Raw genomic sequence first — 12235 nt, forward strand, 5'->3', positions numbered from 1 at the left:
AAAGGTACGAAGTGTTCACGTTCACGACACACGACCAGCGTGAACAAACGTGAACACCTCATTATCAAATTGTTACATTTTTAAGTACTGGCAAAACAGCGCCACCATGAGTTAATGAGTTTTTACTATTGCTGCCGCGAGATTAGCGCAGCGTATCTCGTGATAAGGCATGGTGCAAGCGTTCAGCATGACAATGATATAAAATCCTACTCCACCCTCATTACCTTAGTCCGCTTACTTATGCCGTTTTCGTTAAAGGCTTCTATCTGGAAATAATAAGGCATATCTTTCTCCATGCCGTTAAAATAATACTCGTTCACATTATACACCATAATGTTGTTGTACAGTTTATCCGGCTCGGTACCCATGTAAATGGTGTAGCCAACCGCCCCATCGGTTTGCTGCCAGCGCAGCCACGAGTTACGGCTTTCGGCCTTGCCACGCAGTACGATAAAGTTTTTAACGGTATCGGGCACAACCCCCGCCCCCTTGCCAAACACCCGGAAACCCGATAAGGCAAACTTACCCGTTGGCATATGCAGGTTGGTAATTTTCAGATATCGTGCCTTAGCCGGGTTTTTCAGCTCGATATAATCATGCGGTACGTCGGTTTTGTTCCGGCTTTTATCTATCAGTGTTTTCCATGTTTTACCGTCGATGGATGAGCTGATGATATACTGGTGGAACACCCCCAGCGATTTACCCATGAAGGTGGCATCCTGGTCGGCATAGTTTACCTGGATGGCTTTTACGGTACTTACATCGCCCAGGTCGGTTTGCAGCCATTCGCCCTTGTTAGCGGTTTTGGCGCTCCAGTAGGTTTTGATATCCTCATCAACCGCCAAATTTGGCACATATGCCCCCATGGTAGACGATACCTGCACCGGCTTATTGTAGTTCAGCAACATCCAGCCGGTAAAATTGCTTTTCAAGTGATCTTCCTTGCCCACGGCTAAATAATGCGGATAATCGCCATAAGCAGTGTTGGTGTAAAGCACCCCATCCTTATCAAAGCCCGCCGGCCAGAAACCGTTGCGGCGTTCAAAGTTGTTCTTCACATTTATCACCATGGTGCTGATGTGCCAGTAATTACCATATTTATCGGCCCAGGTAGCGCCGTGGCCCGCGCCTTTGGCAAAGCCACCCGGTTTGTAGCTAAAAGGGTTGTGTTTTTGGTAGGTGAACGGACCAAGCGGTTTATCGCCCACATAAACGCCATCGCCATAGCCCCGGCCTTCGGTGCCCGGCGCGGCATATTGCAGGTAGTATTTACCGTTGTGCTTGTTCATCCAGCCGCCTTCCATAAAGCCGGTCAGGAATACGTTGTCGTTATTTTCGCCAAAACGTTCCCAGCCGTGCTGCTTCCAGTCGAGCTTGATCATTTCCTTTTTAGGGCCGATGGGTTCAAAGGTTTTGCGGTCTATCTCCTGCCCGTACATGGGGAAGGTATTGCTGCTGCCATGATAGATATATACCCGGCCATCGTCATCGGCAAACAGGCCCGGGTCCCATGCCCCAACTTTAAAGTAATCTTTGGCGGCTTTCCAGGTATCGTGGGTTGGGTCGGTGCTCATCCACAGCGTAAAATCTTTATTATAGGTAGATCCGATAACCAGCAGGGTATCGCCCAAAACCAACGTGCCGGGCGCGCAAAGTTCATCTCCCTTTACCTCGTTATATGGGCGTACAAACTTGCGCGATACAAACTTCCAGTTCAGCATATCGGGGCTCCACCAGTAGCCAAACTGGTTGGTGCTAAACAGGTAGTAATTGCCTTTAAAAAGGGTTACGGTTGGGTCGGCAGTGGCGCGGTGCTTGCCCCATGCGGCAAAATTATCAAAAGGCGTGTAGCCATAATCAAGGTTAAGCGGATTGCAATAGGTAAGGCGTTTGGTTTGTGCCGATGCATTTATGGCGCAGAAAAATACCAGTGTTGCTAATAGCGTGCGGAACTTCATAATAGGTAGTTCGATTGGTTATTTCAAATATCTGTTTTTATGGTGATATTTTTTTAGTCACATAAAACACGAAGAGCACAGAGAAGGCTTATAAGTTAATTTTTTGTAACCTCTGTAGTTAAAAAAATAAACAAAAAATGTCGGACTAAATGCCCGGCGTTTTAATATTATACCGTTTGTTCAAGATCAGCGGATATCATACCATTGCCTACTGCAACACATCCTTGTATTCAAAATGCGGTACCAGGCGTTCGCTGCTTGGCATTTCGTTGTAGGCCGCGTAAATGATATACTTTTTGTTTTTATCTATCCCCGGCAGGGCTTCGCCTATAACCTTACGGACCTCATCGTTCTCTGTTTTAATTGCCGCGGTATTTTTAATGCTAATCTTGGTCATGTAAACGATATTGGGGTAGGTGCCCCCGGCAGATGAAGTGTTGTAGATACGGATAATGCGGGGCTTTGTGCTTACCTTATCCAGTATAACCGGATAATGATACTTTACATTAGCCTCGTTGGCTGCTCTTTTAAGGAAACCATATAGTTCCTCTTCTTTTGAATAGATCCAGATACTATTAGGTCTGGAGCAACCTGCGGCCAGCGACATCGTGTTTGCCGCGGCAAAAAGGTAGCCTTGCTTGTATTCAGCTTTAGCCTGCTCATACAGTTCGGGCGCGGTTTTGCCGTTAATAGTGTAAGGGCCTGCTTCCAGTTTGCTCAGTTTCCAGCCATAGTTAAAATGAGCATATATCGCTGTGATCATTGTTTTGTTAGGTGCATTTTTTGTTTTGGGCAAAAACAACGAAATGTACATCTCCTCGGCTGTGCCGGGGAAAATAAGCTTGTGATTATTGATACCCAAATTTAGGTTGTCAATGGTATCGGCAAGGATGTATTTATTTACAGTGTAATATTCACTGAAATTTATAAAGCTATCCCTCCTCATTTCGCCCCTTATCATGTCAAAAGTAGCCCCAGTATAATTATTCTCCAGCAACTCTTTCGACAGGTAGGCACTCAGGCTTTTGCTGTCGTCTGCCTTAATAAATTTAAATACCTGGTTGTTAAGATCGTGCAGCTCATCGCGATTGCTTTGCTTGATCTTGTCGTTTTTCCAGGCACCAATTTCGCTGCTGCAGCTTTGCAACAAAACAGGTATTAGCAGGCAGTAAATTAGTTTTAACGGGTTTAGGGTTTTCATCGCTACTAATATAAAAATGTAATACAGGTTACACAACCCCTTAATCTTTACATTGTGCAGAAACCGGGTAACATTGTAATTGTTATCTTCGGCCTTTTAAATACCTCTATGAACAGTTTTAAAAATATTTTTACACAAACAGCAGTACTGGCATTCCTTGTAATTAGTATTACGGCGTGCGACAGGTCTGCTAAAACAGATGCTGCCAAAACAGACAGTGCGGCTACAGTTACAACAGCGCCCTTAAAAGTGGACTCGGGCAAACTGGTTGGCGCCTGGCACGATGAGGCCATAAAATCTGACAAAGGCGAGGAAATAGCCTACGAGGTAGTGAGCAGCGGGCATAAGGTTTATATACAGGCCATCACTTTTACCGGTAAAGAACTGATATTAAACGATACCCCGCCCATCTCGCCATCGGCATCCGAGATACGCAAAGAAGGCGACGGATACGTAAGCGTTGAAAGGCCCGACGAGGGTTATAAAATAGATAAACAAGGCAACCTGCTTATTTACGACAAAGGCATTTTAGTGGCAACCTGTAAAAAGATCTTGTAGTACCTTTTTGCTTTCAAGGCCGGATAATGGCTTTAAATTTTAATCAGGTTATAATCAATTGATTGCGGTACATGCGGCGTTATTTAAAAAAAAATCCTGTTTTGAAAAAAAATTTCTTAGTAGTTTAGCTGCTTAAACAGCCCCTAACTGTTTAAACTTATTGACTAAACTTTATCAATTTAATGTACCGACGCCTGGTTTCAGTTACTGAAACGCTATTACTTTGCTTTATTTGTTTAGGTGCATCTGCGCAAGCAAAACAAACATCAAACGAATCTTCTTCTGCCGACTATATTGGTTTTTACCAGAAGTTTATCAGTGGTATACGCGGCCAGGAATGCCCGATGTACCCCAGCTGCTCTAATTTTGCACTTACTGCATTCAAAGAAAAGAATTTTGCCGAAGCATTTGTCCTGACATCCGACCGCCTTATGCGCTGCGGGCACGACCTTGGCGACTATGATCTTACCAGCCGCCCAACCGGCTTTAAATATCTTGATGTACCGGGTGATAACCCGTCTCCTAAAAACCTGCGCTTTATAAACCAGCAGCCATATTTTGCCTATGCAGATACTGTAAGGGATGTTAACGCGTCGCTGTTGTTTATAAAATCCCTTATTAATAATAATTACTACCAGCAGGCCCTGCTGGAAATTAAACGGGTTGAATTTAACCAGCCTTTTAATAACGAGGTTTTTGTAAACGAACTGATTTGCCTGAAGACATTGAACGAATATGAAAAAGCAATATATGCTTACGAAACCCAATGCCCCGCCTTGTATAAGAACCACCCGGAGATTTTGTACCAGTTAGCTACCATTTATTACAAGCTGGATAACATTGACAAGGCAAACCAGGTTATTTCTACAGGTTTGGCAGCCCCGCAAAACGATTATCAAAAAGGGCGATTTTATGCTTTACAAGGTTTGCTTTACGCCAATAAATACGATTGGCCGGCCGCGAAGGCATCGTTCATGCAATTAAAAGCTTTGCCCTACCGCGCCGATGTCACCGAATCTAACCTGCGGTTAATAGAAAAGGCCCAACTGCTGAAATATAAAAGCCCGGCAAAAGCCAGTTTATTATCCATTATCCCGGGTTTAGGGTATGCTTATACCGGGCACCCGCAAACCGCTATATCTTCCTTTATTTTAAATGGTGTGTTTGCTTACGCAACTTACAGCAGCATCCAAAAGAAAAACTACGGCCTGGCATCGTTAACGGGCTTGTTTAGCCTTAGCTTTTATATAGCCAACATTTATGGATCGGGGCAGAGTGCAAAGCGCCACAACGATCAGCAGCGTAAAAATGTAATCAATAATTTATACTATAATATAACCCCCTAATTCAAATTAAACATGTTTATCAAAATTTATCAGTCCAGGTATGTAAAGCATATCGCTTATTTATTAACCGTGAGCGTTTTATGCACATCGTTCACCATCCGCAAACCGCTTGACGTTATCCTGCCATCGGGTACATCTGTAGCTATGGAAACCATCAACGCCATTAACTCAAAGGAAGCTACAGTTGGCCAAATTGTGGAGTTTAAGATCAAAGGCGATATTAAAGTTGCCAATAAAGTGGTTATTGCTGCCGGTTCTATCGCTAAAGGCCAGATAGTGCGTACACAGCATGCCAAAGCTATAGGTAAAGAAGGTTATATCGAGGTGCAGATAAAATCGGTTACCGCGGTAGACGGGCAGGAAGTTTATTTAGCAAACAGCAACCTGTATAAAGAAGGTGACAATAAACAAACGCTATCTATTGTATTAGGCGTGTTGGTTTGTGTATTGTTCCTGTTCTTAAAAGGTAAGGAAGCCACCATCGATCCCGGCTACCAGGTTATGGCATCGGTAGCAACAAATACAACTGTAAAAGTTTCCGAGTAATTTGAACACATTAAAACAAGAAAGGCCTGCAAATTTGCAGGCCTTTCTTGTTTATTTATGGTTCTTGTTCCAGCCTATCTTCATTTTGCCGTTCTCTTCGTGGGCGCGGATGTGCAGCACAATTCCCTTAAAACGTTTTTTAGCCAGTTCGGCCTTATCGGTTATCAGGCTATCCTTCCCTGGGTTGCGTAAGGGGATATCAAGCGCGATATCGGTGCCTTTGGTTAGCCCGTAAACACCGGCCACATCTACATTAAGTACGCTGCTGCTTACCTGCATAGGTTTAATGGTTATCATATCGCCGTTTACCACAAAGTGCGCATCCAGTTTGGGTATGGTAATATTCTTCAGATCGCGAAACGGAAACGCGAATTTACCCACACCCATCAGCGGTTTAAAGTTTATTAAAGCGGCATCCTGCAGGTTAAGATCGAGCGTGCCTTTAATAGAATGCGGCACCAGGTTACCCGCATCGGTTACGCCGCCGGTAATATTTGTTTTGGCCGATAAAAACCCTTTCAGGTTCTCGGCGGTAAAATCCTGTAATCCGAAATTGTTAAACGCGTAAAAAAACTCGCGCATGTTCACATGGCTAACTGTGGTATTTACGGCAAAGTTGTTAAGCGATTTGCCTTGCATCACCTTACCGTTTATGCGTAACGAGCCACCCGCATGCTTCACGCCTATATTTTTGATGATGATACCGTCTTCGGTGGTGATCAGGTCGGCAGTGGCATCAGTAGCCAGGAACTTTTTGTAGTAAACTTTGGCCACATTCATGTGCATCTCGGCCTTGCCGCGTTCCAGCACGTTGCTTAATTGGTCGACTATATTGCCGCTGTTGGCCCTGCTTTTTGTGACCGGCGCACCCTTACGCTGCCCCAGGAAGCCTATAAACTCGCCCAGATACAATTGCGGGCTGCGGATTTGCCAGGTAAGCAATATCTTTTCGGGGGCGTTGTAGTACAGGTTTAAAAAGTTATTCACCCGCCCCTCCATGGTTACAATGCTGCGGCCGCTTTGCAGGCGGATGTTATTCAGCACCAGGTCGTCGCCAACAAAATTGAGCGAGATAGAATTGTTCTTTAATTTAAGGTTTCGCGGCAGGTAATAAATATCGGTATTACGCAGGTTGATGGATCCTCGGATGATGGGCTTGTTTATCTTGTAGTCTATAATATCGGCCGTATACCGCAGGTTCATATCCGCTGTGCCGTTACTAAATTTGGCTACATTATCCTCCAAAAACCAGTTCAAATCAGCCGCCGGGAAATTCGATTTGAAATTGCCTGTGGCAATTGGTTTTATAAGGTTAATAATGCTGCCGGTATCAATGGTAAAAGGTAAATGGTTATAGCTTCCCTTAAGCCCAATAAGCTTAATGGCTGAGTTATCATCGCCAAAACCTTTATCCTTTACGTAGTTATTGGTAAATATCCCGTCGAAGCTGCAATCGTCCAGTTCGCCGCCGGGGATTGTTATTTTGCTATCCTTCACCTTAGCGGTTACATAAAGCTTAGGGCCGCCATCGGTGCCGCCAAAACTGCCGTCGAGCCGGCAGGTAACATCCATTGGCTTGCTGATGTTAAAGCGGTTAAGCACCTGGGTAATATTTGGCGCCAGTAATGCTGATGCCCGTCGCCATAGTATCTGGTCGGCAACGATATTTATCGTAAAGTTTGGCGATGGTTTATCCGCTGTGGCAAAAACGGCGTTTATTTTAAACGGAGAATCGCCGATATTGAGTGGCAGTACCGATACATTTATTTTGCCTGTCTTTTCGTTGTAACCGGCATTAAAATCGCCTTTTAACTGCTGGTTTTTTATAAAGCTGCCCCGCAGGCTGTTAAAGGCCATGCTTTTGGCCAGCACATCTAAATGGAAATTTGCCCGCCATCCGCTATCGGGGTATTGCATTTTGCCGCTGATATCGTTCACCGCGAAATTGAACAGCTTATGCTTACTGCGGTCGTCAACGGTAAAGGTTACATTGCTCAGGCTAAACTTCTTCAACTGGGTTGATGAACTGCTTTCCGACGGGTTATCCTTTACCTTTTTGTTGTCCTTTTTAAATACGGCAGTGTTGCTGTAGCCGGTACTATCGGTAAAAAGGTCGATAGCCGCGTTGGTAATATCAATATGGTTAATATCTATGGTGCCCCTAAGCAGGGCGGCCGTGTTTACCGAAACATTGAAATCCTTAGCATCCAGCAGGGTATGTTTATGCTGCGCGAATTTTTTATCGCGGATGATCACATTTTTAAGTGTAAGGGAAATATCCGGGAAGCCCCTGAAAAAATTGGGCTTCATATCACCGATGATCAGGGTACCGTCAACGCTTTTATCAAGCTGTTCGTTCACCATTTTTAGCACCTTGGCTTTGTTATAGGTAATGTACAAAGTAGCGCCGACAAGTATCAGCACCACCAGCAGCACAAAGCCTGCAAGTATTTTCAGGGATAGTTTTAACCACTTAGGCATAACGCATTTACAGGTTAATAGTTAAATATAGCTTTTTGTTTGATTTGTAATGGAATGGTTAAGAGCGGGTGGGAATAAACCGGGATTAAATTAATGCGATTGACAGGATTCTCTTTCTTGTTATGCTGATCAGTTTGCCAACGTCGTGCATCTAATCGCCCACATCCGTTTACGGTTTGTCTGAACCCGAATTTATAGAATTAGAGAATTTACAGAATGCTTAGGACGAGCCTTTCATCTTTAGCTAATCCCCAAAAAGATAAATCCCTATATTAGCCCCACAAACCATGGCTAATACCGCACCCCAATTACGCACTGTTAACGTTACCCGCTATGTTACCCCATTGCGCGAGGGCGGTTCGCTGCCTGCCATTGCCGAGGCCGACGACGGTTTTCTATACGTGCTTAAATTTCGTGGTGCCGGGCAGGGGCCAAAAGCCCTTATCGCCGACCTGATAGGTGGCGAGATAGCCCGTAAACTGGGCTTTAAAGTGCCCGAGCTGGTATTTGCCAACCTGGACGAAGCCTTTGGCCGCACCGAGCCGGATGAGGAGATCCAGGACTTGCTGAAGTTTAGCGTGGGCCTTAACCTGGCGCTGCACTACCTTTCGGGCAGCATCACCTTTGACCCTACCGTTACTTTTATAACTACTGAAATGGCGTCGAAAATAGTATGGATGGACGCCCTGCTGATGAATGTTGACCGCACCGCACGCAACACCAATATGTTGATGTTTAACCGCGAGCTTTGGCTGATCGATCACGGGGCCGCGCTGTATTTTCATCACAGTATGGAAAAATGGGAAGAGCAGGCCAAACGCCCCTTCGTACAAATAAAAGACCACGTACTGCTTCACAAAGCAACCGAACTGGATGTGGTCGATACCGAATTTAAGGCGTTATTAACCCCCGAGTTTATTCAATCGGTGGTTGACCTGATACCGGATGCATGGCTCACCGACCGCTCTTTTGAGACAGAAGCCGAGCAGCGGCAGATCTATGCAAAATTCCTGAACACCCGTTTAGCAAACTCAAATATTTTTGTAAAGGAGGCACAAGATGCAAGACAGGCACTTATTTGAGTATGCCGTTATCCGCGTGGTGCCCAGGGTAGAACGCGAGGAGTTCCTGAACGTGGGGGTTATCCTGCTGTGCAAAAAACAAAGGTTTTTAAAAATGAAGTACAGCGTTGATAGTGACCGGCTACTGGCCTTTTCAAAAGACCTGGACATTGACGCATTAGAAGAAAACCTGTTATCTTTTCAACGAATAGCTACCGGCGGTAAAGATGCCGGCCCTATTGGCGAACTGGACGCCGCATCACGCTTCCGCTGGTTGACGGCTACGCGTAGCACTGTGGTACAAACATCCAAAGTACACCCAGGCTTTTGTTTGAATGGGGAAGATTCGCTTGCACGTTTGTACGATCAATTGGTAAAATAAATTGTTTTAATTACAAAGCCACACATTTAACCACAAAGAGCACTGAGATTTGCAAAGCGTCAAACACAAAGTGCACAAAGGTTAAATGTCTAAAATTTTTATTGATAATACCTTCGCGTCCTTTGTGATTCTTTCTCTGTGACCTTTGTGGTTAATTCTTTTAATGCACTCAATCGTTTTCGCAGAATAAAATATAGGGTATGTAAATTATACACTATATATGTTAAATTAGCTGTCCGAAACCAATATTAAGCAACATCATGACCATTACTTTTAAAACAAAGGCGCTTGCGCTATGCGTTATGTGCCTGTGCCTGTTTACCGGCGCATTTGCCCAGCAAAAAAATGCTGCCGGCCCTAAGTTTAAAGTAATTGCTTTTTACACCGCCAAAAACGACCAGGCGCACATCAGCTTTGTGCACGAGGCCAATAAATGGTTTCCGCAGATGGCCAAAAAATACAATTTCGGCTACGATTCTACCAGCAACTGGAGCAACCTGAACGCCAAATTCCTGGCAAATTATAAGGTAGTGATATTTTTAGATACCCGCCCCGATAATCCGGCGCAGCGCGCAGCCTTTGAAGCCTATATGAAAAATGGCGGCGGCTGGATGGGTTTCCACTTCGCGGCGTTCGCGCTTACCCCGTCAGATTTCCCTCAAAACTGGGATTGGTACCATAACGAATTTTTAGGGGCAGGCCAGTATAAAAGCAATACCTGGCGGCCGGTATTCGCTGTTTTAAAAGTGGAAGACCGTATCCACCCCGCTACCAAAAACATGCCTGCCGACTTCAAGTCATCCCCAAGCGAGTGGTACCGTTGGGAAAAAGATCTGACCAAAAACCCGGATATCAAAATACTGGCCTCAGTAGACCCCATGAGTTTCCCTTTAGGTACCGGCCCAAAGCCGCACGAGATCTGGCACAGCGGCTACTACCCCATCGTGTGGACCAATAAAAACTATAAGATGATCTACTTTAACGTTGGCCATAACGATATCGATTACGAGAACCACACCAACAAGGACCTCTCGCAAACACTCAACAACCCGGTGCAGGACAAGCTGATCATCGACGCTTTGCTTTGGCTTGGTAACGGTAAAAAGGCAGGCACTAAATAACACAGCAATTAAACTAACTGATAATTAACCAATTTTTAACCCTATAAAACTTCAGTCTCACCCCATGAAGAAAGGATTTTTACTTGCCGGCCTTGTATGTTTTTCAGCAAGCGTATTCAGCCAGGCACCTGCGGCAAAAAAGTTGCCCTACTCGGCAGCCAATAAAACGGTAAAAATGTACGTTACCGAAAAAGGCTCGAACAAAAGGCTTGCCCCGGCAGGCGAGTTAAAGTTTTCGTCGAACCCGCAGCCGCCCGAAACCGAAACACTTGTTTTTGTTGACCCCGAAAAGAAATTCCAGACCATGCTGGGCATTGGCGGTGCATTAACCGATGCCGTTGCCGAAACATTTTACAAACTACCTAAAGATAAGCAAAGCGAGCTTTTAGAAGCTTATTACAACAAAACCACAGGCATTGGCTTTACCCTTGCCCGTACCAATATACAAAGCTGCGATTTTAGCAGCGGCAGCTACAGCTATGTAAGTAAAAGCGATAAAGCGCTGTCCACCTTTGATATCAGCCACGATAAAAAATACCGCATCCCGTTTATAAAGGCGGCAACCGCCGCGGCAGGTGGCAAACTTACCATGTATGTATCGCCATGGAGCCCGCCTGCCTTTATGAAAGATAACAACGATGTACTGCACGGTGGGAAACTGAAACCGGAATTCGCACAAAGCTGGGCGAACTTTTATGTAAAGTTTATTAAGGCATACGAAGCGCAGGGCATCCCAATCTGGGGCCTGTCGGTACAAAACGAGCCTATGGCTACGCAAACCTGGGAATCGTGCAAGTACACCGCCGAAGAGGAACGCGACTTTGTAAAAAATTATTTAGGCCCAACACTTTGGAAACAAGGCATGAAAGCTAAGAAACTGATCGTTTGGGACCATAACCGCGATCTGCTTTACCAACGTGCAAGCACCATTTTGGAAGACCCGGCAGCGGCCAAATATGTTTGGGGTATCGGCTTTCACTGGTACGAGACCTGGACAGGCGCAGGCCAGAACTTTGAAAACACCCGCCTTACCCATGCCGCCTTCCCGGATAAGAACCTGATATTTACCGAAGGCTGCGTTGAAAAATTTGATTTTACCCGTTTAGACGACTGGAACCTGGGCGAGCGTTACGGCCTATCCATGATAAACGATTTTAATGCCGGCACCGTGGGCTGGACCGACTGGAACATCCTGCTTGACGAAAAAGGCGGGCCAAACCACGTGGGCAACTTTTGCTTTGCGCCGGTACACGCCGATACCCGCAGCGGGCAATTGCTGTACACCAATTCGTACTATTATATTGGCCATTTCTCTAAATACATACAGCCGGGCGCTAAACGGATTGCTGCCGCCGCAAGCCGCGACAAACTGCTAACCACCGCCTATCAAAATCCAAACGGATCGATAGCCGTGGTGGTAATGAACCGCACCGATGAGAAAATAGAATACAGCCTATGGATAAAAGGCAAAGCTGCCAAAACCGTAAGCGAGCCACATTCGATAGCTACTTTGGTAGTGCAATAATCCTTTTAAAAAAAGCAGCCGTCACCTGTGTGACGGCTGCTTTTTTTATTGGGTAC

Annotated in this window: 10 protein-coding genes; 7 read left to right on the forward strand and 3 right to left on the reverse strand. The window is 45.3% G+C overall.

All coding sequences use genetic code 11. The features are described 5' to 3' along the window. Positions 1-206: 206 nt before the first annotated feature. Both EWM62_RS12090 and EWM62_RS12095 read right to left on the reverse strand, forming a co-directional pair. Positions 207-1958 (reverse strand): family 43 glycosylhydrolase, encoded by a 1752-nt coding sequence (locus tag EWM62_RS12090; RefSeq protein ID WP_129876916.1) that lies wholly within the window; start codon positions 1956-1958, stop codon positions 207-209. Positions 1959-2166: 208 nt separating this feature from the next. Next, positions 2167-3159 (reverse strand): hypothetical protein, encoded by a 993-nt coding sequence (locus EWM62_RS12095; protein WP_129876917.1) that lies wholly within the window; start codon positions 3157-3159, stop codon positions 2167-2169. 108 nt (positions 3160-3267) lie between these two features. Between EWM62_RS12095 and EWM62_RS12100 the strand changes: the two genes are divergently transcribed. The 3 genes from EWM62_RS12100 (at position 3268) to EWM62_RS12110 (ending at position 5609) form a co-directional block, all read left to right on the forward strand. Next, positions 3268-3717: a hypothetical protein gene (locus tag EWM62_RS12100; protein ID WP_129876918.1), complete on the forward strand. Its 450-nt coding sequence runs from the start codon at positions 3268-3270 to the stop codon at positions 3715-3717. A gap of 182 nt (positions 3718-3899) precedes the next feature. After that, a complete protein-coding gene (gene yidD, locus EWM62_RS12105) occupies positions 3900-5063 on the forward strand; it encodes a membrane protein insertion efficiency factor YidD (RefSeq protein ID WP_129876919.1) in 1164 nt (387 codons plus the stop codon). 12 nt (positions 5064-5075) lie between these two features. Next, entirely contained in the window at positions 5076-5609 is a 534-nt protein-coding gene (locus EWM62_RS12110; RefSeq protein WP_129876920.1) for a hypothetical protein, read from the forward strand. A gap of 51 nt (positions 5610-5660) precedes the next feature. Here the strand turns inward: EWM62_RS12110 and EWM62_RS12115 are convergent, their stop codons facing one another. After that, positions 5661-8090, reverse strand: coding sequence for an AsmA family protein (locus EWM62_RS12115; RefSeq protein ID WP_129876921.1), 2430 nt, complete (start codon positions 8088-8090; stop codon positions 5661-5663). Positions 8091-8377: 287 nt separating this feature from the next. Between EWM62_RS12115 and EWM62_RS12120 the strand changes: the two genes are divergently transcribed. From EWM62_RS12120 to EWM62_RS12135, 4 genes are all read left to right on the forward strand, one after another. Further along, a complete protein-coding gene (locus tag EWM62_RS12120; protein WP_129876922.1) occupies positions 8378-9172 on the forward strand; it encodes a HipA family kinase in 795 nt (264 codons plus the stop codon). Then, entirely contained in the window at positions 9150-9533 is a 384-nt protein-coding gene (locus EWM62_RS12125) for a DUF3037 domain-containing protein (protein ID WP_129876923.1), read from the forward strand. Before EWM62_RS12120 ends, EWM62_RS12125 begins: the two co-directional genes overlap by 23 nt. A gap of 260 nt (positions 9534-9793) precedes the next feature. After that, positions 9794-10654, forward strand: coding sequence for a ThuA domain-containing protein (locus EWM62_RS12130; protein WP_129876924.1), 861 nt, complete (start codon positions 9794-9796; stop codon positions 10652-10654). Between the two features lie 64 nt (positions 10655-10718). After that, the gene (locus EWM62_RS12135) at positions 10719-12179 is read left to right on the forward strand and encodes a glycoside hydrolase family 30 protein (RefSeq protein ID WP_129876925.1); all 1461 of its coding nucleotides are present in this window, start codon (positions 10719-10721) and stop codon (positions 12177-12179) included. Positions 12180-12235 lie beyond the last annotated feature (56 nt).

The sequence above is a fragment of the Mucilaginibacter terrigena genome (genome assembly GCF_004168255.1).
GTDB classification, from domain to species: Bacteria; Bacteroidota; Bacteroidia; order Sphingobacteriales; family Sphingobacteriaceae; genus Mucilaginibacter; species Mucilaginibacter terrigena.